Genomic DNA, 22692 nt, shown 5'->3' on the forward strand with positions numbered 1-22692 from the left:
GTTAAATAGACGGATATGCTATACTAAAGCAAAGAAAGGCGGGGTGAAAGATGAAAAAAGGACTTGCATTTTATAAGGTAGGAGAAATCGTAGACGGTTTCTTTCTTATCAAATCATCTGTAAAAGGAACAGCAAGTAATGGTAAACCATTCTTGACGCTAATCCTACAAGATACAACAGGTGATGTGGAGGCAAAACTATGGGATAGTTCACCAGAAGATGAAGAGCTCTACGCAGCTCAAGCTATCGTAAAACTAGCTGGTGAGATGGGGAACTACAGAGGAAAAATGCAGTTGAAACTTAAAGCCATTCGCCCTGCAACGGAACTAGATGGTGTTAAGGTTAGTGATTTCCTAGAAACAGCTCCGCTATCCCAAGACGCGATGGTAGAAACAATCACCAAATACATATTTGAGATGAAGAATCCAAATATCCAAAGAATCACTAGACACTTGTTAAAGAAACATCAAGCTGAGTTTTTGGAATACCCTGCAGCGGTTAAGAACCACCATGAGTTTGTATCTGGTCTTGCTTTTCATGTTGTATCCATGTTGGATATGGCAAAAGCGTTCAGCAAACTTTACCCATCTCTAGATACGGATCTTCTATATTCAGGTATCATCCTGCATGACCTTGGAAAAGTCATCGAGCTGTCAGGACCAGTTGCTGCGTCTTATACACTCGAAGGAAAGCTTCTCGGTCACATTACAATTATGGTCAACGAGATCGGTAAGGCGGCAGACGAGTTAGAGATTGAAGGAGAAGAAGTAACAGTCCTTCAGCATCTTGTTTTAAGTCACCATAGTAAACCTGAGTGGGGAAGCCCTAAAGCACCTTTAATTCGTGAAGCAGAGATCCTTCATATGATTGATAATTTTGATGCTAGAATGAATATGATGGACCGTGCTCTCGAAAAGGTACAGCCTGGAGAATTTACAGATAAGCAGTTTGCTCTAGAAAATAGATCGTTATATAAACCGTTGTTCCAAGGGGAGTTTGCTAAAAATTAATGCGCGCTTCTAAAGGATTTTAGATGTCTTCATTGACAGTTGATTGAAGTGTAAGGTGCGAGACTCCTGCGGGACAGGTGGGCAGGTGAGACACTTAAGAGTGACACGTACGAATGTGGCTCACCGCCTGCCCCGCGGAAAGCGAGCAACCTGAAACGGAAATCAACAACTCACAAGGACAACGAAGCACCAAGATTAATAAAATTATCCCATTGTGTAAAAATGGGAGATATGGTAAATTTGGAATTGGAAGTTAAGAAACGAAATTTTAGGAGGCAATGACTCATGGTTAGCATTGTTCAAAGTAAGGTAAGAAAGCAAGCTAAATAACGTCTAGTCCCATTTAGGGAGGCTTATTTTGCTATGCGATCTACCTACTTTTGAGCAATCTTTCCATGTGTCATCCCGAGCCTTTTTAACGAAAAGCTTATGGTATGCACATGTGACTGTGTATACTCATAGGCTTTTTTCTATGCTCTCATTGGAAAATTGCTGTATTCACGGCTTGCTTATGAAAGTGACTGCTCAAAAGTCAGATCAGAGAAATCAACAGTGTCGGAAATTACTAGAAGGAAGAAGTGAACAGCATGAGATGGAAAGATTGGGATGCTAATCTAAAGGTTCGTTTAATTGGAGAATTTTTTGTAAATCTATTATTTTGGATGTTCTTCCCGTTTATGGCGATTTATTTTTCGGATGAGATGGGGAAAACTACGGCTGGTATATTATTGGTCCTGTCACAAGTTGTAGGTGTCATTACTAACCTTGTAGGTGGCTATTGTGCGGACAAATATGGAAGAAAAAAGATGATGGTCATTTCGGCGTGGGGGCAGGCAATAACGTTTATCTTTTTCTGTTTGGCTAACTCGCCGTGGATGGATTCGCCGATCTTAACGTTCATAGCCTTTTCAGCGTTAGGATTGTTTGGTTCTCTTTATTGGCCAGCAAGTCATGCGATGATCGCAGATGTTGTAGAAGAAAAGCATAGAAGTGAAGTGTTTGCCGTATTCTACACATCGATCAATATATCGGTGGTGTTTGGACCGGTATTAGGAAGTATCTTCTTTTTCTCTTACCGTTTTGAACTATTGCTAGCATGTTTGCTCGTAAGTGTTGTGTTAGCTGTCGTGTTAGCGAAGTACATTCGTGAAACAGTTCCGGTAAAGAAAGAAGTATTAGAACAAGTAGGAACTGATAAGAATTGGTTCCAAGCGATCGGGGAACAGTTGAAAGACTATCGAGTGATCGCGAGTGATAAGTTATTCTTGCTCTTTATTTTAGCGGGTATTCTTGTAGCTCAGACTTTCATGCAAATGGATCTACTCCTAGCTGTGTATACAACGGAAAAAGTACCAGAGCAATCGCTTTTCGCCATTGGCAATTGGGACATTTCGTTAACCGGTGAAAAGGTGTTTGGTTATCTGATCTCGCTTAACGGACTGATGGTAGCTTTATGTACAGTTTGGATGGCTAAATGGATGAATCGTTTTAAAGAAGGAAGGGTCTTTATCCTTTCAGCACTTCTATACGGTGTGTCGATGCTTGTATTCGGAAGTACGACAATGATGTGGATTCTTTTTGCCGCGATGGTCATCTTTACAACGGCTGAGCTGATGGTAGTTGGAATTCAAGAAAGTTTTATTTCTAAGCTTGCTCCTGAAAACATGAGAGGGCAATACTTTGCAGCAGCAGGTCTGCGCTTTACAATCGGACGTACGATCGCACCGATCTCTATTCCATTAACAATGTGGATTGGTTTTGAGAATACGTTTTATCTTCTATTCGTATTAGCGGTAATGAGTGCTGGGCTCTATTACTTGATGTTTCGAGCATTTGATAAAAAAGTGGAGTCCCACAAATCGGAAACAGAATCTAAAGCTAAACCTGCACTTTCATGACATAACTTCTTATCACCCTTCATAGACTGAATTAAAAGCTTGTCTAATAAGGGGGAGTTAATCGATGAAAGGATACGCTGCTTTATTTTTCGGTGCTATACTCATAGCTGCATTTGTGTTAAAAGAATATTCAGCTGGAGTGGGCAACTTCTTTACTATGACTCCATGGTGGGTGTATTTCGTGCTTTGCGGCATTATCTATAGCGGTTATCGAATCGTTACATTGTTCCAAGAAGATCGAGAAATTGAACAAAGAGTGATTGAAGAAGAAGGCAGAGTATATATGGAGCGTATCGAGAGAGCGAAGGCTCAGGAATCAGCTCAACCTTCCGCTGAAGATGACGATGCAGAGGATTTAGTTGCAGCAGCAGGGGATGAAGATCATTACCATGATGACTCAAATCAAAATCGTCTGTAGAATGAAGAAAAAGGCCTGCAAAGAGCAGGTCTTTTATTGTTCTGTCTTTTTAGAGTAGACATGTTTGGCTGATGTTTTCATTTTTATTTGATGGTCTGCCTTTTTTATGTGATGACTTGTATTTTTTATGTGATTTACCATAATTTTTATGTGATTCGCCACAATTTTTATGTGAACTGTAACTTCTCTGTGGCTATTGCATCCAATTATATCCCCCATAGCCTTCTGCATAAGTACAAAACAAAAACCAGACCCCATCAAGGGTCTGGTTTTCATATTTCATATTTCATATTTCATGCCATTATTGTTGAGGCATTTGTGGCATTTGAGGTTGTTCAGCTTTCTTTTCCATTTGTTCTTTTAATTTTTTATCTTTTACTTGAACATCTGCTTTTTTCTTCAGCTTTTCTAAGATTTCAGTGATAGGTTTCGCTTTTTGCTGCTTAAGCTCTTGTTCGATCTGTTCTTTCTTGTCTTCGAACTTGTTTTCACGCTTGTCCGTTACTTTAATGATGTGGTAACCATATTCAGATTTAACCAGGTCACTTGTTTTTCCTTTTTCAAGGGTAAAAGCAACTTTATCGAACTCAGGAACCATTGCGCCTTTACCGAAGAAGCCAAGGTCTCCACCTTTTGATTTCGAACCAGGGTCTTTAGAGTATTCTTCTGCTAATTTAGCAAAGTCTCCACCTTCGTTCAATTTCTTTTGAACTTCTTTTGCTGTCTTCTCATCATCTACAAGAATGTGGCTTGCTTTAACTTCTGTTTTGTACTTTTCTTCAAATGTTTTCTTCATTTCAGCTTCAGAAATCTTAACGCCTTCTGTTGCTGCTTTTTCATTTAAGAGCATAGATTTGATGCGTTCTTTTAGCTGTTTTTCGTCAGATAATCCGTTTTGCTCAAGCGCTTGTTTGAAAGCATCCTCGCCACCAAGTTCTTCTTTGATCTTATCTGTTTCTTTCTCAATCTCTTTGTCTGTTACTTTATATTTATCTTCAAGCACCATTTCGTCGATCATTTGATTAAGAACTTGATCCCCGTACTGTTCCTTCATCTTATTGTAGAATTGCTCTTTCGTAATATCTCCTGCTTTAGATTCTACGATGGCTTCTGAATCAGCACCACCAGCATTATTACAAGCGGATAATGAAATTAGTCCCGCTGTGAGTCCAATTGATAACATCCATTTTTTCATTTTCAAACACTCCTACTGTGAAGTAATAATTTAACAACTCTTACTATAGCATAAACGTTATGGGTATTCCTATTCAATAAATGAAATATGAGAAAATTTACACATTATAAATCCAGTATTTTCGGGTATTCTACACGATTTTAATAAAAAAATTTAAAAAACCGGGTCATTCGTCTAATCACAATAGGGCGTATCACTATATGATATGGAGAAAGAAAAGGGAGGTATGATGATGGGTTATGGTTACGGTCATGGGGGAGGATTAGCACTAATCTTAGTTCTTTTTATCCTTCTCATCATTATTGGAGCTTGTTACTGCTATTGATGGTGAATAAAAATTTAAATGAATGAAAAGGGCGAATGCCTATGCGTGTATAACGGGTCATGCATAGGATAGTGTACAGAATATCAAAGGAGGTGGCTTTCATGGGTTACGGTGGATACGGGCATGGAAAAGGCTTCGCATTGATTGTTGTGTTGTTTATTCTTTTGATTATCGTAGGTGCTGCATGTTTCTGCTAAAATAAATGACGGCTAAGCAGGACCTTTTCTTATGAAGGGGGACTGATCAGGCTTGACGTTTATAAGCAGTTTCGTTAATGTGTGTTTTACTACTCTTGATCAAAAGGTGCAGCATGTGTATGGTACGGTTACTCAAGGGGGAATGCAATCTAGCTTCCCCCTTTTTATATTTTTTATAGAACGTTTGAAACATAGGAAGAAATGAGCAGAATGGTAATAGATACGTTAATCGTTCGATAAACAGAGTCTTGCTGTTTTGAGGACAAGTTCTTTTTGTCACATAACTTGTGAGTGAGTGAATTAAATACGAATAAAAAGATTGGTGCCAAAAAAACGAAGATATAGCCTGCCATATGAAAACCTCCAACATGAACTACTTGTTTAACTTTACCAAAATATGTGGAATATGAATAGGAAAATAACTTCTAAGAGATGAGAGAGGAAGAGAAACTTATGAATAAATGGAGAATGGCCTTTTTTACACTATTGCTTCTATTTTTAATCATACCGATTGCTATAGCCGTTATGCTTTTTAGTGATCCTTCTGGTGGCCGTTTAGATCGTAGTTCACTAGATACAGATATTCGAGACAATCAAAAGCTCTTAAGCATACATACAGAAAAAGAACAGGTGGAAGATCTGTTAAATAAAGAACTCCGCAAAAAAGCGCCAGATGTGAACGTCTATGTTAATTTGCGCAATGATGAAGCCGTGCTTAACGGATCATTTATAGCGTTTGATCAAGAGCTTCCCTATCAAGTTACATTTGAGCCGGAAGTTCTTGATAACGGAGATTTGCTATTGAAGGAAAAGGATATGCAGGTGGGGCGTTTCCCGTTGCCAGGTGACGAAGTATTTACGCTGATCAAAAAGACTGTTCAGTTTCCTGAATGGGTGGATGTCTATCCGAAAGATGAGAGCATTTTGATGAGAGTGACAGAAATGCCAACAAAGAAAGGCTATGCAGTCAAAGCGGAAGAATTTGATTTAAAGAAGAATTCTATTAAATTGGGAGTCTATACGAAAAACTAAAAAAAGCGCTTCTACCCGGTCAGGTCGGGGCAGAAGCGCTTTTATTTTTCTTCCTCAATTATTCATACCCAAATGGAGAAAGTTGGATTATAATTATTGTAGACAGACATTGACTAGAAAGCAGGGTTTGGTATGGAAACGGTGGAAGAACGACTAGAACGACTAGAATTTTATAATCAGCTAACGATTGAGAGTGTCGATCTTACAGCGTATCCGTTTTTTAGACTGGTCATGGAAAAAAAGCTCACCGAGCAAGAAGTGAATAACGTCTTCCTTCTTTGCGATGAGCTTCAACGAAAATATGAAATGCAGAGTGAAGAAGGCTTTGTGCATTACACACCGCTGTTGTTGCATTTTGCAGGCATGTTAACACCAAAGCTTTCACCGAGAGAAACGATTGCTGCTTTGCTTCAACAAGAAAAATACATCTCTTTGATGGAGAAGCTTTATGAATTATCTGTACGTTACGAATGAGAAGAGGCAATTTCCTCAGCAGCTATCACGGGTGATGCAGGCTGATCATCTAATGATGCTTCGATCTTTTCTTCGAGTTTATTGAAGATTGACATAAAGTCATCGCCATAAAGATTGCGGATGATTGACATCAATTCCGGAAACTCTGGAAATCTTCCAAATAACTCTTTAATTGGCATAGAAGCACTGAAAACACCAAACTTTGAAGGATCATACGTATTCAATGTTTGAAGTAAAAGCTCTTCACCTTTGGGTGTTAGACAAATATATGTATTTCGCTTATCATCTTCTTTTTTAGAAAATGTTAGATAGCCTTGTTCTTCAAGCTTTTTCGAAAAGTTAAAAGCAGTGGATACATGCATTACGCCAAACTTTGCAATATCAGAGATTGATGCACCCTCAAGATGATGAGCAATCCATAGAATATGGTGTTCGTTGATGTTTAAACCATAATCCTTAATCCAATTTTGCCAGTCTTTTTCTACACTTTTCCATAAAGCTTTACTGATCTGTGAAAGTTTGTGACTATAGATCATGGCTTCTTGAAAACTATATAATTGATCTTTGTTCATTTTTAAAATGCCCCTCCATCTTATAAAACACATCCTATTCCTCATTATGCCAGTATTTCCTATAATAAGAAAGTAAAATTTTTCAATTTTTCCATATTTTTTAGTAAAATAGTTATATAACTTTTTGCTGATATGGTGTAAAAGGAAGTGTTCTGCCACGTTCGTGAGTAAAGAAAAAAATTCTCCAAAAAGGGAGAATTTTTTTGAGATTATTTAATTTCTTGCTCCATTTCTTCAGGTGTTTCTTCAATGGTAGAAGCAGCCGTTTCTTGGAGAGCCTCTTCTTTTTCTTTATTAGCAAATCGGATCTTTGCTCGTAGCTGAATGCCATCACGCTTGATGCTGGAGAACGTTGATTTCATTTTATCCATATTTACTTTCAGATCTTTTCTAACTTCCTTACCTGCTTTAGGTGTTGAAAGCAAAGTAGCTGCTGCAGTAACCACCGTTCCTAATGCGAAACCTACTACCATGGATTTTTGTTTAGACATCTTATAATTCCTCCTCATTCTTTTATTATCTAATGAATTCGTGAATTTCTCGTATATTCCTATGAAAAATAATGACGAATATAAAAATATTTCCCGATAGATTTCGTCATGTTTGGACATGTACAAACAGGCACTTGAAGAATGGTCGAAATTTGAAAACGTTGATGTAGCAGGAAATTATGAGAAACAAAGAAACACGGTGTACAGTTAAAAAAATGTCATACTTGTCTAAAACAGAAGATATTTGACTGACTTTGGAGAAAGATAATATAAAATAAATAAAAAGGAAAAAAAGGTTCATGATTGACGAAGGAGTTTAAAAGAGGGTATACATAATAAAAAAGAATGGAGGGATATGGGGTGAAACAAAACACAATCGGCAACTACTTTAACAAAATGAAGGAAAAGGCGAATGCAGTACTCGAAAGCTCCACTCAGACGGGTGAACTCGTTACAGAAGCTGAGAAAAAAAGTTCGCAGACAGATAAACAAGGTTTAAGCAACTTAGGCTCTCAAGTAAAAGCATTAGTTCGAATGGTGAAGTCATATAAAAAAGGCGACTATCGTGATGTCTCCAAAAAATCTTTACTATTAGTCATCGCAGGACTTCTGTATTTTGTTAGTCCTATTGATGCAGTACCTGATTTTCTAATTGGAGCAGGACTATTGGATGATGCCACTGTCCTGGCGTTTATTTTTTCAACGTTATCAACCGAGATTTCAGCTTTTCAGACGTGGGAAGAAGAAAAAGAAGAAGAGGATAAATACATAAAGCCAACTCCATAGGAGCTGGCTTTTTATTTTTATCATTATGCAACTATGTTCGATCGTTTAGATAATCGTTCTGCGATCGGGTAGATAAAGAACATGATTAAGCCACTAACAATGCTTGTTGGAACTACAATCATTCCAATAAAGCTAAATAATGAACCAGGTAATCCTGCTACGAGCATGGCGACCATCAAGAATAGTGTACCACTGATAATCGTTCCAACTACCGTTAGTAGAACAGCGCTTATCGCATTTACTTTTACTTTTTTAGCTAATAAGAACATTGCTAGAAAAATAAAAGCTGTTATTGGTTTCTCCACAATATTGGCGATCTGTCCACCGGCCATACCTGTTGTTAGTGCAGAAATGACACCAGCTGCCATACTTGCGATAATCACGTTTTGTTTTGTAGGTGATAACATAATGGCTAAAAACATCATTACGAGTAATAGGTCAGGCTTCATTCCAAAGAATAAAGGTGGTACAACAGTGTGAAACACATATCCTAACGCAATAAGTACGGATGTTAAAGCTAATGATTTAGTATTCGTATTCATTTTCTCATCTCTCCTCAGCTACACTTAGCCTAATTTCTTTCCATTAGTGCCCTCTTGGCCTAATGCGAAAGTACCTTTATGTTAACAGATGTGCGTACAACTGAAAAGGTTTGTGAACTACTTTCCGTATTTTTCCTGAAAATGCTTCATGAATTGTGCCAGGCTATCACACGATTCTTGAGGAACAGCATTATAGATCGAAGCTCTAAATCCTCCGACTGACCGATGACCTTTTAAACCATAAATTCCATTCTCTTCGCTTTCTTTAATGAACTGTTTTTCTAGCGCATCACTTTCAAGCGTAAATGTAATATTCATGTTCGAACGTGATTCAGGTGTCGCATATCCATTGTAGAATCCGTTGCTTTGATCGATCGCGTCGTAGATCACTTGTGCTTTATTGTGATTTCTCTTTTCCATTTCGACGACACCACCAGACTTTTCTATCCATCCTAGTACAAGGTTTAGTAAATAGATGGAGTATACAGGAGGGGTGTTATAAAGAGAATTATTTTTGGCATGAACACAATACGACAAGATGGATGGAACCGATTTGTTTTCTTGTAGCAGATCTTTACGTATGATAACGGCGGTTACTCCCGAAGGACCTAGGTTTTTTTGAGCACCCGCATAGATTAATCCATAATCTTTAATGGATAGGGGCCGGCTCATAATATCACTCGACATGTCCGCAACAAGGTTTGGATGTTTGAATGCATGTAAGTCTGGCCACTGTGTGCCATAGATCGTGTTGTTTGAGGTGATATGCAGATAAGCGTCATTTTCGCTAGAAACATAATTCATCTCTGGGAGGGCACGATACTCAGAGTCTTTTCCTGTAACGACGGCTTCACACGATCCGATTTTCTGAGCTTCTTTATATGCCTTTTCAGACCATGACCCAGTGAGTATGTATTTTGCAGTTTTTCCACTTTGAATTAGATTCATGGGAATCATAGCGAACTGTAGACTTGCTCCACCTTGTAAGAACAATACTTCATGTGTATCTGGGATATCGAGCAAACGTTTCATGCGTGTTTTCGCTTGGTTATGGATGCCTTCATATTCAGAACCCCTGTGGCTATGCTCCATAATATTTAACCCAGTACCTAAGAAATCATCCCATTCTTCTTTCGCTTGCTGCATGACCTCTTTAGGCAATGTTGTAGGTCCGGCTTGAAAATAGATGCGCTTCATTGTTCTCCTCCTGTAAACGTTTCATATTTTTAAATAGCATTCAGGTTTAAAATGGCTGCTTTAAAAATTTCTAGAAATTCTTCTTTGAAAAGTTGATTGGAGTGCAAGGTGCGAGACTCCTGGGGGATGAGCGGGACAGGTGAGACACCTAAGAGCGAAGCGACAAGGTGGCTCACCGCACGCCCCCCGGAAAGCGAGCATCCTGTAATGGAAATCAACTGCTTTCAAGACAACAGAGATCGTTCAAAAAAGAATATGAAAAAACTGCCCAGTTTTAAAAAAAGGCAGTTTTATTATGTAACGTTAGTTTTTAACGTTCTCTTTAATATGTTGAGCGATCTCAGTCATTTTGTCTGCAGGGGTATCCTGTGTTTTCCAGACTGCTCCAAAACCGTCACCTTGTCCGTAACGTGGAATGAAGTGCATGTGGTAATGGAAAACAGATTGTCCAGCTGCTTCACCGTTGTTGTTTAAGATGTTCAGACCGATCGGGTTAAACGTTTGTTTAATTCCAGAGGCAATTTTAGGCACGACAGAATAAAGCTTCGCTGCTGTTTCTGCAGGCAGTTCAAAAATATCTGTGGAGTGCTCTTTAGGAATGATCAGCGTATGTCCTTTTGTTACCTGACTGATGTCTAAGAAAGCTAGAACGTTTTCGTCTTCATACACTTTGTAGGATGGAATTTCTCCCGCAACAATTTTACAAAAAATGCAGTTTGAATCGTGGGACAAGTGGCTCACCTCATTTTTTTTTTCTTATCATATCACATATGATCAACCTAAAAAATAATGTATTCTTTTTATCTTATCAAAAGGCTCTTTCTAAAAAAAATGTTGCTTTTTAACTCCTTGTCACCTTTGACAATTGATTGGAGTGGAAGGTGCGTGCCTACCACCTGAAATGCATCTCGCAAGGCATGCGACGAGGAAGCTTACTCCGCTAGCATTAACTGGTAGACGGAGGAGCAAGGAGCATACAGGCGGGCAGATTGAAAAGTGGAAGTGGCTCGTTCAGCCCCGACAACTAGGCAGCTGAGACACTTAAGAGTGAAACGTACGAATGTGGCTCAGCGCCTGCCCCGAGGAAAGCGAGCAGCCTGGAACGGAAATCAACACTTCCAAAAGCAATAAAATTTGCGAAAACAGTTAATAAAAAAGAAGGGTCCTATTCAAAAAATAGAACCCTTCTTCTTATAGAGGTTAGAGAAGAAAGGAGAACACGAAAACAAAACAATACGATTTTTTAGCCATGCACCTCAATTATAAGAATCTGCAATTGCTCAAGCACTAAATAGTCCAAGAGAACCATCTCCTTAAAGAAAAGCATATCTTAAAAAATCTAATACCTTGCATCTTTCTCCCTGAAGAAGGGGGGATACCTTCTTCTCTTATATCTTGTCCAGGAAGTCTTGTTTGTTATACATATAAAATTGGTAAAGGGTACGTGAATTAAGCTATTATAAGGAAAGAATGACAAAAAGGAGGATTCTCCGTGAAAAAAAGACAACTTATTTTAACAATGACAATTGGTGTTAGCTTCCTCATCTCAGGGTGTGGGAATACATCAGAAGACGAGCATAAAAATGACCAAGAGGGTTCAAGCGCTAAACAGGAAGCTTCTCATGAAGGACATGAGAATCATCTGCCGAACGGTGATATTCAAGAACTTACTGCTTCAATGGATGTAATGCCAGGATTTCTAGATAAGCAACCCGAAGAGATCGCTGCTATTTATGCTGAAGTTCCTAAATATAAAGAACTGCTAGAATCAATGCCTTGTTTTTGTGGATGTGGTGAATCTGCGGGTCATAAAGACAACTATGATTGCTTCGTCTCCGAAAACAAAGAAGATGGAAAAATCGTATGGGATGATCATGGCACAAAATGTGGTACGTGTTTAGAGATCGCCGCGATCAGCATGAGCGCTTCTGCTGATGGGAAAACACCGGTGGAGATCAGAAACATGATCGATGAGAAATACAAAGAAGGATATGCAGAACCTACACCAACACCCATGCCTGCCTCATAAGGTGTAAAAGAAGGAAAATAGCAAACAATAATGAAAATGCTGGATTGCAGAAGGAGGTATTGTATGAAACCAATCCTTGAAGTTACAGATCTAACAGGAGGGTATCTTCCTAATCAGCCTGTTATTCATCACTTAGATTTCACGGTGAAAGAAAATGAGATAGTAGGATTGATCGGCTTGAATGGAGCCGGTAAAAGTACAACCATCAAGCATGTGTTAGGTCTTATGGAACCTATGTCAGGTACTTCTAAAATTGAAGGGCAGACGTTTCGGGAAGAACCTGAAAACTATCGAAGTCAATTCACTTACATACCAGAGATGCCGATACTTTATGAAGAACTAACATTATGGGAACATCTAGAGCTAACAGCAATGGCATATGGACTAGAAGAACAAACCTTCTTAACACGTGTCCGTCCCTTACTTGAAGAATTTCGTATGGATAATAAGATCAAGTGGTTTCCGAGTCAGTTCTCAAAAGGGATGAAGCAAAAAGTTATGATCCTTTGTGCACTTCTAGTTGAACCTAAGTTATATATCGTGGACGAACCGTTCGTTGGTCTTGATCCATTAGGTATTCAATCCTTTCTTGAATATATGGTTAAATTTAGAAATAACGGTGCTGGCGTGTTGATGTCGACTCACATTTTGTCTACGGCAGAAAGATATTGCGACCGCTTTTTAATCATGCATGAAGGAAGGCTGGTATTAAGCGGAACGTTAGAGGAACTACGTGTAAGAAGTGGGCTAGAGAATGCAACGTTGGATGAGATCTATCTCTATGTAGCAAGAGGTAAAGTCACATGATCGATGTAAAAAAATTATGGACAAAACGACGCAATGCTCACGTTACCCAGACACTGAAATATTTTAGTTTAATGGGAAACAGCGGACTAATTGTTTCCTTAATTTTGCTCATTGTCATCGGAAGTGTTTATTACGCTAAGCTTCTTCGAGCACTTCCAGAGAATTTTCCTGCCGTCTTTATATTAACGATCCTATTTTCTGTTTGGTTGACCAAAAGTCCGATTCGTACATTGCTAAAAGAAGGAGATCTCGTTTTTCTACTCCCTGTAGAATCAGGAATGAAACAATATTTCTCAAAAGCGATCTCGTCTGCAACGGCAACTGGCGCTTTTTCGACTCTATTCCTATTTACGTTGTTTTGGCCGATCGTCCAATTCTTTATCCATGATGGATGGAAGATGTATGTCACGTTTGGATTCCTTTTGATCGCAGCAAAAGTATTTAACATCTACGTGTCATGGGAAGAAAGAAGGTTACCTTACAAAAGTCATCAAACGAACTATAAAATCTTAAGGTTCATTGTAAACTTTGTGTATGCCTATCTTCTATTTAATGAAGCTTATCTCTTCTTAATCGCTATTTTTGCGGTCATGTACGTGTTAAAGAACTTTGTTTTCGGTGTTTTTAAGAAACAGCATGGCTATCAGTGGGAAATGTTATTAGCGGAAGAACAGTCTTTAAAAATGAAGGGATACAGATTCGTCAATTACTTTACAGATGTCCCAGCTTTAAAACAGACCGTACATAAGCGACCGTGGCTAAACAGCTTAGCCAGTTTCTCATTTAAAAAGAAGAATGCACTTTCTGCTCTATATATGAAGACCTTTGTGCGTTCTGGTGATTACTTGGGTTTATATGTACGATTAATTTTAATTGGTTTTTTGTTCATTTATTTAATTCCTGCAGGATGGTGGCAGTTGATCGTCGTATTCTTGTTCTTTCAAATGTTTGCCCTGCAATTATTTACCCTTTACACCCAGTATAGATGGAATGTTGTATTCATGATCTATCCGATCAAACAAGAAATAAGAATAAAAGCCTTTCAAAATTGGCTGAAATATTTACTGATCATACAAGGAGCACTCTATGGCCTATTCTATGGGTTCCTTTCTGGAGACTGGCTGATCGCGATTCTAATGCCTGTCGTAGCAATCCTATACAGTATAGTTCGACTTCCTAGTATGACGAAAAAACACATTACGTTGACTTCCTAGCTCTATATAGCTGGGAAGTTTTTTTTGAAAACAGATTTTGGGCATCTTTCATTGCTTATGCATATAAGTTTTATGGAAGGGAGCGGGGCTCATGAATACGTATGGATTAACAGGCAGGATAGTAACACCAGGAAGTCCTGATTATGATCTGGCACGAGAAGAGTTCAATACTCGTTTTAACTTATTTCCTTTAATTATCAATTTTTGTGAAACCACAAAGGATGTTTCAAACGCGATCCGTTGGGCAAGAAAGAAGAGGGTAAAGTTTCGGATTCGCACAGGAAGGCATAGTTATGAAGCTTATTCATCCTTAGATGGTGGTTTAGTAATAGACATAAGCGAGTTGAATGAAGTAAAAGTGGATCGGAAAACAAAAACGGCTGTACTTGGTGCAGGGGCACTGCTTTTTCCACTGTACGAAAAATTGTATGAGGAGGGTTTCACAATTCCAGGAGGTACGTGTCCTTCTGTTGGTCTTTCCGGTCTTACACTTGGTGGGGGGTGGGGGATGCTAACCCGACCTTATGGGATGCTGATCGATCAGCTTCTGGAGCTGGAGATGGTCGATGCAAATGGAAATATCATCATAGCTAATAAACATAAAAACGAAGACTTGTTTTGGGCATCAAGAGGCGGTGGTGGCGGGAATTTTGGTGTGGTTACATCTTTTCGGTTTAAAGTAGTTCCTGTTAATGATGTTGCGATTTTTAAAATTACATGGGACTTTAAAGGGTTTGAAAAAGTGGTGGATGCATGGCAAAAATGGGCTCCTCATACAGACGTCAGGTTGACAGCCATTATTGATCTCTTAACGAAAGACATTGGTGAGTTGCGTGCATTAGGAGAATTCCTTGGCAGTACGGATGAACTGGAAAAGTTGCTGGAGCCTCTATTAATCGCCTTTCCACCAAAAGAAGTTGAAGTTAAAAAAGTGCCATATATTGATGCTGTTAAGATATTTGGAGGAATGATGCCAGGGATGATGGAGTACGCTGTTAACCATGGTGATCCTGATGCACATCCTTTTAAGAATACAGGTGCTTTTGCGAAAAGGCAGTTACCGATCAGTGCGATAAAAAAACTGAAAGAATTTCTATCAAACTCCCCTAGTATTGAGAATAAAGTACAGCTGCAAGCTCTAGCTGGTAATGCAGCTTGTATAGGACCTACTGAAACGGCTTATGTTCATAGAGAAGCATTGTTCAGTTTGCTTTATATTACGAAATGGGAGAATGAGAGTGAGGCAGACATAAATACACGATGGGTAGAAAGTCTAAGGAATTCTCTACTTCCTTATGCAGATGGAGCTTATGTGAATTTTCATGATAATTGTGTTAATAACTGGCTGGAACAATGTTATTTTGTTAACCTTCCACGTTTAATTGAGGTGAAAACAAAATATGACCCCAAAAACGTTTTTACATTCCCACTAGGAATTCCGACTGCAAATATGATTGTGTAGGACTCATAATGTGAGGGCTAAAAATATTGAAACGAAAAACTAATAAAAATCGTATAAAAGGAGGGAGGTAGATGATGGACACTTATGAAGAAAAAGTAAGAGAAGAGCTTAAAAAATGGGAAACAGAAATGTGTAAACAGCCTTCACTATGGAATAAAACTACAAAATCTCTTCAAACGAAGATCAACGAAAAAATACCGCCAAAAGTGCATGATGTGATGACATCAAGTATGAAACATATGATTAAAGCAACTCTGATTGGTTCTGAATATACGACTAAGAAAACTATTAAGTTTACAGCAGATCTACGAGAGCGGGATTATAAATTTGAAGATCGACTTTCCTTCTATAAAAAAACAGCAGCAATTGAAGGAGCGGGAACAGGTGCGGGAGGCATTTTGCTCGGCATTGCAGATTTTCCATTATTGTTAGGAATTAAGATGAAGTTTTTGTTCGAAGCAGCTAGTATTTATGGATTGGATGTTAAAGATTACAAAGAACGTATCTTTATCCTTCATGTATTTCGACTAGCTTTTTCTGATCCGCACAAGCGAGAAGAGGCATATCAAAGGGTAATCTCCTGGAAAGAGACCATTCAAGAATTTCCGGAGTCTCCTGAATCGATCAACCAAATGAATTGGCAAGAACTTCAGCAAGATTATCGAGATCATATCGATCTTATTAAAATGCTTCAGATGATCCCGGGGTTGGGAGCAATTGTTGGAGCGTACGCTAATTATCATTTTCTAGATGATTTAGGTCATGTGGCAAAAAATTGTTTCAGATGGCGTTTGTTAACAGATGAAAAAAAGAAAAGGATTATAAACAACAAGCACCCGCAGTAAATTGCGGGTGCTTGTAAAATGGGATGAATTAGAAACGACTGTCGCTTAATAAGCGGTCCATTTCCTCTTTATGCTTCGTCTCATCGGCAATCATATCTTCTAACTGAACGACAAGCTCAGTTAATTTTAAGTTAGATGCTTGCTCTTTGCGCTCTTCATAACGTCTGATCGTATCTTCCTCAGCGTTTCGAGCTTCTTCCAACATTTCACGAACACTCTCTACTTGTTTAACGGGTTTAGGTTGAGTAGTCGGTGTACCTCCAAGTGTTTTAATCTTTTCTGCTAAATATAGAGCATGTCCTTGCTCATCAGCAATTTCACTTTGGAAGAAAGGTTTTAGAATTTGACGGTACAAACCAGAAACCGTAGCCGCATTATGGTTGTACATAATGATTGCTGAGTACTCGTTTGCAAGATCCTCATTTAGTCCATCGATTAGTGCTTGTAAGTCTTTTTCCATTTGTATAACCTCCTGAATCTTGTTCTACAGAGATATCCTTCCCCTTTTCCCTTTACCATAAACCAAATTTATAGGAAAGACGTACTAAAAAAAAACAGGAACTGCAGAATAAGGTTTAAGGATTGGAAAAATCGGTAAAAGACTATTATGCATGAAACAAATGTTGAACAAAAGTGATACAAAATCTAAGGAGGTAACAAAAATGGATAGCAGACACATGGTTGATGAAGAGCGTAACGTTGACACGAGTAAGGTAGAAGAAACAGCAAGCCGTATGAGTGAGAGCAAAAAAGACGAGATCTTATCAAACTTTGAAGAGTTTAAGAGCTACTTGCATGGGAAAGTGCAAATCGGTGAAAAGATGGGCATGAGCGAAGAAACACTTGCAAAAACTGCAGAGAAAGTAGCAGATTACTTAGCTAACCATGAGGAGCCTCGTAACTCAGAAGAGAACCTCTTAAAAGAACTATGGAAAGTTGGAGAGCAAGAAGAGCGTCATAAGCTTGCTCACATGTTAGTTAAGCTTGTTAAATAGAATACCCTTAAAAGCTGCTCAACGTTGAGCAGCTTTTTTATTTTGACGTGTCCCGGTAAGTACGGATAGTCAACTTAGTGATTGTTCATATAAACAAGCAATAAAGTTTGCAAAAACGTCAAGAAGTTCACCTCAATGACCGTTTACAAACCACTTTAAAAACACGACAATGTTTTAAAGTGGTTTATTGAAAGAGAAAAGAGTGAAAACTTAGATTTAATAAGGTAAATCGCGCTGTGAAGAAGAAGAGATATTACAACTTTTCTTTGAATAAAGAAAAAGATGTTGAGGAGAATTTTATGTTACGAGAACTCGCCCAAAAACTGCCCTTTCCAATCCTTCCACTCATCTATGTAGTTAGTGGTTTAGGTCTTTCTTTCTTATCGTTAAATATCTTCTTTGAACTCTCAGAAGACTTGATGGAAAATGAGGTATTTGAGTTTGATCAAGTGATCATTCAATATGTAACGGATATTAGAAGTGACACTCTAACTGAAGTCATGAAAGTGATAACTTTCTTTGGATCAAAAGATATTTTAACGCTTCTGTTAGTAGGAAGTCTGATCTGGCTGATCGTTAAAAGAAAAAATTATTGGGGTGCGATATTCTATTTGATTGCGGTCGCTGGCGGAGGTCTTTTGAACTTAGGATTAAAACATTGGTTTGGAAGGATACGACCAGAAGATAGCCTTATCGTTGAGCAAGGTTTTAGTTATCCAAGTGGACATGCCATGGGTAGTCTCATATATTACGGTTTTCTTGGATATTTAGTTGTTAGAAGCAGAAGAGGAAAGCCGCTTAAAATATTGCTGACTATCTTGTTTATATCTGCAATTCTCCTTATTGGGTTTAGTAGAGTCTATTTAGGCGTACATTACCCATCTGACATTGCAGCTGGCTTTAGTGCTGGAACTGTATGGCTTTTACTTTGTATCGGCGGGCTAGAATCGATAAGAGCCTATCAAAAAAGGACGCTTCCTTTTTTTAAAAGGAAGCATCCCCAGTAAGTGTGAGTAATTGATTCTGTAAACATTTAACTACTGCAGGTGTATGATGCTGACGCTCTCCATCACAGTCTATAAGCTGTTGGGGAGCTGTTTTTATGCTGATCTCTGAGCTCTGAAAATAATGATAGCCTTGGCCTTCTTTTGAAGTATCAGATAATCGATTCAGAAGGACGTCCCAAATAAACGAAGTAGAAGGTTCTTCAATCAGCAAGCAATCAAGCTTACCGTCCTGTATATCTGTATCTGGAAAAAAGGGACGGATTCCCCCAGTAAAAGGTCCGTTTACAGCAAGAAACATGGCAGCCTGTCCATCGAATTGAAACTCTTCTGATGAGATAGAGATATCAAATGGCTCCCAGGTTTGAAAGGATTTTGCTGCTGATAAGTAATATGAAAGGCGTCCAAACTTTTCTTTTGTATTGGGGTCAATCGATTCTGAAACATGTGTGATCAATCCAATACCCCAGAAGTTTGTAAAGAAATGCCCGTTAAATTCTCCAACGTCGATGTGGGTAAAATTCTTTTCACTAAGCTGTACTGCAGCTTTGATAGGATTTTGGTTCATGCCTAAGGCTCTCGAAAAATCATTGCACGTTCCACCTGGCAAGATTCCGAAAGCTGGTCGATTCTGTTCGATCGACAATACCGCTTCTGCAATTTCATGTACCGTACCATCACCGCCAGCGGCTATGATTAAATCTGTCTTACCTTCAAGTTCTTTAACGATGGAAGCCCCTTCTCCAGGAGCGCTCGTCTCATAGACTCTAACGTCTTCAAAGCCAACTTTTAGTTGCTCTAGCACGGCATCCCACTGATTCAGCAACCTACCTTGGCCAGCCGAAGGGTTTAGAATGACAGATGCTTTTTTTATGGTTGATGGATTTATAGTCATTTTGCTACCATGTATTCTTTTACGAATGACTTTCCTGTAAAAAGTGTCTCTGGGAGCCCTTTAGAAGTGCCTCTATTTTTATGAGCTTCTTCATAAGCCTTTGATTGTTGCCAATTTGTAAAATCAGCATGCGAATGCCATAGCGTCATGACGATGTATGGATCTTGATGATACGGTCGCAGAATGCGTATGCCACTGAATCCTGGTTCACTTTCAACAAGCCCGGCACGATTTTGGAAGCGTTCTTCAAAAAGAGATCGTCCTTCTTCTGATACAGGAATGTGGTTCATAACAACAAAACCTGCACCACTCAAGGAACCTCTTTGGTTTATTACTTCGTACTCGTGTTTTTCTGTAAATGGATTTTCACCATCTGTTTCGATCACGAGAGCAGAATTAGAGTCACCTTCTAACAGGAGAGCTCCATCGTATTTTTCCTGATATGTTGCTAAATAGTCTAAAGTCCCATAAGTAATATATATGTTCATAGGAATCCCTGCCCTTTTTTATTGATTTACCTTTGTTTTACCCAACCGTTCAGCACATTAAACAGTGTAAGAAGTTGGATAATTGTAATATACTTTCCAACTAAGGGAAAATTATATAAAATGTACTTTTCGACCTAGAATGAAATGAGGGTTGGTTATGGTAAAGAGAAGTCTCGTTGCAATCAGTATAGTAGTAGGTTCACTTATTATAGGTTTTTTTGCCTATCTTTTTATTATCTTAGCTGGGGATTATGTGATCGATGAAAAAGATCTTGTTATGGATTCAGCTACTGTCCTTGTTGCCGAGAACGGTGATAAAATTACGAAAATCTATGATGAAAATAGAGAGCTGGTCGACATAGAGGACGTCCCAAAACATGTGCAGGAAGCGTTTGTTGCTGTTGAAGACAGCCGTTTTTATAAACACAATGGAATTGATGTCAAAGCGATCTCGCGAGCGATCTATAAAGATATTCTAGCTGGCGGAAAAGTCGAAGGCGGCAGTACGATTACTCAGCAGCTAGCAAAGAATGTTTTTTTGTCTCATGAGAAATCATGGCTTAGAAAAACAAAAGAAGCCGTTATTGCGATCAATCTGGAAAGAAGATACCCGAAAGATAAAATTCTAGAGATGTATTTAAATCAAATCTATTTCGGTCATGGCGCTTACGGTATCCAGCTCGCTGCAAAAACTTATTTTAATGAGGATGTTAGCGAACTATCCATAGCAGAGGGTGCGATGCTTGCTGGACTTCCTAAAGCACCAAACTATTATTCTCCATTAAAAAATCCTAAGGAAGCGAAAGAACGTCGTGATCTTGTTCTTACGCTCATGGAGAAGCAAGATTATTTGACACCTTCAGAAACGGTGAGAGCACAAGGGAAAACGATCGCTCTTGATTTTCAGCAAGAGAAGAGAAATCCGGCTTATACAACCTATATTGATATGGTCATAAAAGAAGCGAAAGAAAAGTATCAACTTTCAAGAGAAGAGCTGCGACAAGGCGGTTATAAAATTGTTGTTCCGATGGATCTCGCTGCCCAAGAGTCGGTGTATAAAAGCTTTCAAGACGGTCGTTATTTTGTAGGGACGGGTCAGGAAAAGCCTGAAGGCGCTATGGTGTTGATGAATGGAAAAACAGGTGGTCTGCTCGCGGTTCAAGGCGGACGAAATTATGTGACAGAGGGACTTAATCGAGTGCAGGTGAATCGTCAGCCGGGATCAACGTTTAAGCCTTTATCCGTATACGGTCCAGCTCTTGAATCTGAAAAATACAAACCTTATTCTATGCTGCGTGACGAAGAACTTAGCTACGACGGTTACGAACCAAAGAATTATAACGGTAGATACGATGGGGAAGTTTCCATGGTAGATGCCATTTCTCACTCTGTAAATTCATCAGCAGTATGGCTGTTGAACAAGAACGGAATTTCTGATTCAAAAAGTTACCTCGAGCAGCTTGGCATGCCGATTGAGGATAAAGGACTCGGGATTGCGCTTGGCGGTATCGATCAAGGGGTTACACCATTGCAGATGGTTAAAGGATATCGCAGTTTTCTTCATGAAGGTAAGACGATCGAGCCTTATGTGATCAGCAAGATTTATAACAATGAAGGAGAACTGATCGGTAAAGCCAAACAGGAAGAAAAGAAAGTTTGGAAAAAACAGAACGCCTGGTATATGACGCGTATGCTTCAACAAGTCGTGAAGAACGGAACAGGTTCTGATGGAAGAGAGAATATGGAGATAGCCGGAAAGACGGGTACCACAAATTATCCGAACGTAGATAAAGGAAACAAAGACACGTGGTTTGTCGGATATACGCCAGAAGTTGTCGGTGCAGTATGGGTCGGATATGATCGTACAACCAAAGATTCTTACCTTAATAGCGGCAGTTCTCTACCTACACTCTTATTTAAACAAGTGATTAACGAAATGCCGTCTCAGCAAGGGCTGACGTTTAAAAAACCTGATGGGGTAAAAGACTTGCCACCGCCAATCGAGCTTATTGAGTTAAAAGACTTGCGTGCTTCATTTGGTATGGGGGACTATGGAATTCCTTCAGTTAAACTAAACTGGACTCCGTCGAAAGACGAGCGCCTGCAATACAAGGTTTACGCGGTAAATGAAGGAGAAACGACTCTATTAGATACGATAAAAGGCAAAGGGGAGTATAGTGCTTCTGGGAAGAATCTCTTCACGCTGCCAGACTTTTATGTTGTTCCGTATAATCCTCTTACAAAACAAGAAGGAGAGCCATCGAATGTAGTGTCGATCTCTCTGTTCCCGAGTTTTGGTGAGGAAGATAAAAATGATGTAAGAGATAAGATTCGTAAAGATCGTGAAAAAGAGAAGAAAAAGAAAAAGAAGAAAAAAGAGGAATGAGTGGTGGTTGAAGATGGCCAAGGTGGCCGTCTTCTTTTTTTGATGAGAGTTTGGAAGTTGGAGTTAGAGGCAGGGAGGATGTCGAACTGTGTCGGAAAGCCTATATTTTTCATTTTCGACTTAATTGGGACGTGTTTGCGCTTAATGGTTGATTGTTTTGACTTAATGGATGCTCATTTCGACTTAATTGATACCACTTCTGACTTAATACAATGCGCCGCTCGACCCAATCCATCATCTACTCATCTCATACGGTTTAAGCAGCATGCCCCTGTAAAGGCTTTCAAGACCCAGAGAACATCCATTTTGCCAAAATCATGACAATTAAGCTTATCTTCTATACATTTATTATGAATTCCCTTACAATGTGTATGGATATTGACGTTAAAGGTTTTAAGTTTCAGCAGCTAGGAGATAACAATAGTGCTGC

At 39.0% G+C, this 22692-nt stretch carries 26 protein-coding genes; 16 read left to right on the forward strand and 10 right to left on the reverse strand.

The features are described from left to right. Positions 1 to 50: 50 nt before the first annotated feature. From yhaM to ABE65_RS03545, 3 genes are all read left to right on the forward strand, one after another. Complete coding sequence (gene yhaM, locus ABE65_RS03535; protein ID WP_066391370.1) at positions 51 to 1010, forward strand: 3'-5' exoribonuclease YhaM; 960 nt, start codon at positions 51 to 53, stop codon at positions 1008 to 1010. A 587-nt stretch (positions 1011 to 1597) separates the two neighbouring features. Next, a complete protein-coding gene (locus ABE65_RS03540) occupies positions 1598 to 2908 on the forward strand; it encodes an MDR family MFS transporter (RefSeq protein WP_066391372.1) in 1311 nt (436 codons plus the stop codon). Positions 2909 to 2972: 64 nt separating this feature from the next. After that, the gene (locus ABE65_RS03545; RefSeq protein WP_066391374.1) at positions 2973 to 3326 is read left to right on the forward strand and encodes a sporulation YhaL family protein; all 354 of its coding nucleotides are present in this window, start codon (positions 2973 to 2975) and stop codon (positions 3324 to 3326) included. 301 nt (positions 3327 to 3627) lie between these two features. Here the strand turns inward: ABE65_RS03545 and ABE65_RS03555 are convergent, their stop codons facing one another. Continuing rightward, positions 3628 to 4521, reverse strand: a complete 894-nt coding sequence (locus ABE65_RS03555; RefSeq protein ID WP_066391377.1) for a peptidylprolyl isomerase — start codon at positions 4519 to 4521, stop codon at positions 3628 to 3630. 232 nt (positions 4522 to 4753) lie between these two features. On the opposite strand from ABE65_RS03555, the gene ABE65_RS21405 reads away from it, so the two are divergent. Together ABE65_RS21405 and ABE65_RS21410 are read left to right on the forward strand one after the other, a co-directional pair. Continuing rightward, positions 4754 to 4846: a YjcZ family sporulation protein gene (locus tag ABE65_RS21405; protein WP_269148791.1), complete on the forward strand. Its 93-nt coding sequence runs from the start codon at positions 4754 to 4756 to the stop codon at positions 4844 to 4846. A gap of 101 nt (positions 4847 to 4947) precedes the next feature. Then, positions 4948 to 5043 carry a YjcZ family sporulation protein gene (locus ABE65_RS21410; RefSeq protein WP_082861266.1) on the forward strand — a complete coding sequence of 32 codons (96 nt, stop codon included), beginning with the start codon at positions 4948 to 4950 and terminating at the stop codon, positions 5041 to 5043. 173 nt (positions 5044 to 5216) lie between these two features. On the opposite strand, the gene ABE65_RS03560 is transcribed toward ABE65_RS21410, so the two are convergent. Next, entirely contained in the window at positions 5217 to 5396 is a 180-nt protein-coding gene (locus tag ABE65_RS03560; RefSeq protein WP_066391378.1) for a hypothetical protein, read from the reverse strand. 100 nt (positions 5397 to 5496) lie between these two features. Here ABE65_RS03560 and ABE65_RS03565 point away from each other — a divergent pair, with 100 nt between their 5' ends. Together ABE65_RS03565 and ABE65_RS03570 are read left to right on the forward strand one after the other, a co-directional pair. Continuing rightward, positions 5497 to 6075: a YpmS family protein gene (locus tag ABE65_RS03565; protein ID WP_066391379.1), complete on the forward strand. Its 579-nt coding sequence runs from the start codon at positions 5497 to 5499 to the stop codon at positions 6073 to 6075. A 132-nt stretch (positions 6076 to 6207) separates the two neighbouring features. After that, a complete protein-coding gene (locus tag ABE65_RS03570; protein ID WP_066391381.1) occupies positions 6208 to 6549 on the forward strand; it encodes a DUF1878 family protein in 342 nt (113 codons plus the stop codon). Here the strand turns inward: ABE65_RS03570 and ABE65_RS03575 are convergent. Then, positions 6540 to 7121, reverse strand: coding sequence for an HTH-type transcriptional regulator Hpr (locus tag ABE65_RS03575; protein WP_066391382.1), 582 nt, complete (start codon positions 7119 to 7121; stop codon positions 6540 to 6542). The two genes, ABE65_RS03570 and ABE65_RS03575, sit on opposite strands and share 10 nt — an antisense overlap. Before the next feature lie 209 nt (positions 7122 to 7330). Then, entirely contained in the window at positions 7331 to 7612 is a 282-nt protein-coding gene (locus ABE65_RS03580) for a YtxH domain-containing protein (RefSeq protein WP_066391383.1), read from the reverse strand. A gap of 360 nt (positions 7613 to 7972) precedes the next feature. On the opposite strand from ABE65_RS03580, the gene ABE65_RS03585 reads away from it, so the two are divergent. Continuing rightward, complete coding sequence (locus tag ABE65_RS03585) at positions 7973 to 8398, forward strand: YkvA family protein (protein WP_066391386.1); 426 nt, start codon at positions 7973 to 7975, stop codon at positions 8396 to 8398. 23 nt (positions 8399 to 8421) lie between these two features. Here ABE65_RS03585 and ABE65_RS03590 read toward each other — a convergent pair whose 3' ends face one another. The 3 genes from ABE65_RS03590 to ABE65_RS03600 all read right to left on the reverse strand — a co-directional run bounded on the left by ABE65_RS03590 (position 8422) and on the right by ABE65_RS03600 (position 10869). Beyond that, entirely contained in the window at positions 8422 to 8940 is a 519-nt protein-coding gene (locus ABE65_RS03590) for a tryptophan transporter (protein WP_066391388.1), read from the reverse strand. A 117-nt stretch (positions 8941 to 9057) separates the two neighbouring features. Beyond that, positions 9058 to 10137, reverse strand: a complete 1080-nt coding sequence (gene serC, locus ABE65_RS03595) for a phosphoserine transaminase (RefSeq protein WP_066391390.1) — start codon at positions 10135 to 10137, stop codon at positions 9058 to 9060. A gap of 303 nt (positions 10138 to 10440) precedes the next feature. Next, a complete protein-coding gene (locus tag ABE65_RS03600) occupies positions 10441 to 10869 on the reverse strand; it encodes an HIT family protein (RefSeq protein ID WP_066391391.1) in 429 nt (142 codons plus the stop codon). A 760-nt stretch (positions 10870 to 11629) separates the two neighbouring features. Here ABE65_RS03600 and ABE65_RS03605 point away from each other — a divergent pair. The 5 genes from ABE65_RS03605 to ABE65_RS03625 all read left to right on the forward strand — a co-directional run bounded on the left by ABE65_RS03605 (position 11630) and on the right by ABE65_RS03625 (position 16494). After that, complete coding sequence (locus ABE65_RS03605; RefSeq protein ID WP_231887847.1) at positions 11630 to 12166, forward strand: PCYCGC domain-containing protein; 537 nt, start codon at positions 11630 to 11632, stop codon at positions 12164 to 12166. Positions 12167 to 12229: 63 nt separating this feature from the next. Next, entirely contained in the window at positions 12230 to 12973 is a 744-nt protein-coding gene (locus ABE65_RS03610) for an ABC transporter ATP-binding protein (protein ID WP_066391392.1), read from the forward strand. Next, complete coding sequence (locus ABE65_RS03615; RefSeq protein ID WP_066391393.1) at positions 12970 to 14187, forward strand: ABC transporter permease; 1218 nt, start codon at positions 12970 to 12972, stop codon at positions 14185 to 14187. Before ABE65_RS03610 ends, ABE65_RS03615 begins: the two co-directional genes overlap by 4 nt. 91 nt (positions 14188 to 14278) lie before the next feature. After that, positions 14279 to 15649 (forward strand): FAD-binding oxidoreductase, encoded by a 1371-nt coding sequence (locus ABE65_RS03620; RefSeq protein WP_066391394.1) that lies wholly within the window; start codon positions 14279 to 14281, stop codon positions 15647 to 15649. A 71-nt stretch (positions 15650 to 15720) separates the two neighbouring features. Further along, positions 15721 to 16494: an EcsC family protein gene (locus ABE65_RS03625; protein WP_330998116.1), complete on the forward strand. Its 774-nt coding sequence runs from the start codon at positions 15721 to 15723 to the stop codon at positions 16492 to 16494. Between the two features lie 28 nt (positions 16495 to 16522). Here the strand turns inward: ABE65_RS03625 and ABE65_RS03630 are convergent, their stop codons facing one another. Next, on the reverse strand, positions 16523 to 16954 hold the full coding sequence (locus tag ABE65_RS03630; protein WP_066391396.1) for a ferritin-like domain-containing protein: 432 nt from the start codon (positions 16952 to 16954) through the stop codon (positions 16523 to 16525). 217 nt (positions 16955 to 17171) lie between these two features. Between ABE65_RS03630 and ABE65_RS03635 the strand changes: the two genes are divergently transcribed. Together ABE65_RS03635 and ABE65_RS03640 are read left to right on the forward strand one after the other, a co-directional pair. Then, on the forward strand, positions 17172 to 17489 hold the full coding sequence (locus ABE65_RS03635; RefSeq protein WP_066399706.1) for a DUF3243 domain-containing protein: 318 nt from the start codon (positions 17172 to 17174) through the stop codon (positions 17487 to 17489). Between the two features lie 299 nt (positions 17490 to 17788). Continuing rightward, positions 17789 to 18496, forward strand: a complete 708-nt coding sequence (locus ABE65_RS03640) for a phosphatase PAP2 family protein (protein ID WP_066391397.1) — start codon at positions 17789 to 17791, stop codon at positions 18494 to 18496. On the opposite strand, the gene ABE65_RS03645 is transcribed toward ABE65_RS03640, so the two are convergent. Both ABE65_RS03645 and ABE65_RS03650 read right to left on the reverse strand, forming a co-directional pair. Next, positions 18474 to 19388 carry a diacylglycerol/lipid kinase family protein gene (locus ABE65_RS03645; protein ID WP_082861270.1) on the reverse strand — a complete coding sequence of 305 codons (915 nt, stop codon included), beginning with the start codon at positions 19386 to 19388 and terminating at the stop codon, positions 18474 to 18476. The genes ABE65_RS03640 and ABE65_RS03645 overlap by 23 nt on opposite strands. Further along, entirely contained in the window at positions 19385 to 19876 is a 492-nt protein-coding gene (locus tag ABE65_RS03650; RefSeq protein ID WP_066391399.1) for an antibiotic biosynthesis monooxygenase family protein, read from the reverse strand. Before ABE65_RS03650 ends, ABE65_RS03645 begins: the two co-directional genes overlap by 4 nt. 157 nt (positions 19877 to 20033) lie before the next feature. Here ABE65_RS03650 and ABE65_RS03655 point away from each other — a divergent pair, with 157 nt between their 5' ends. After that, complete coding sequence (locus tag ABE65_RS03655; protein WP_066391409.1) at positions 20034 to 22262, forward strand: transglycosylase domain-containing protein; 2229 nt, start codon at positions 20034 to 20036, stop codon at positions 22260 to 22262. The last annotated feature ends 430 nt before the right edge of the window (positions 22263 to 22692 follow it).

Source organism: Fictibacillus phosphorivorans, from assembly GCF_001629705.1.
GTDB classification, from domain to species: Bacteria; Bacillota; Bacilli; order Bacillales; family Fictibacillaceae; genus Fictibacillus; species Fictibacillus phosphorivorans_A.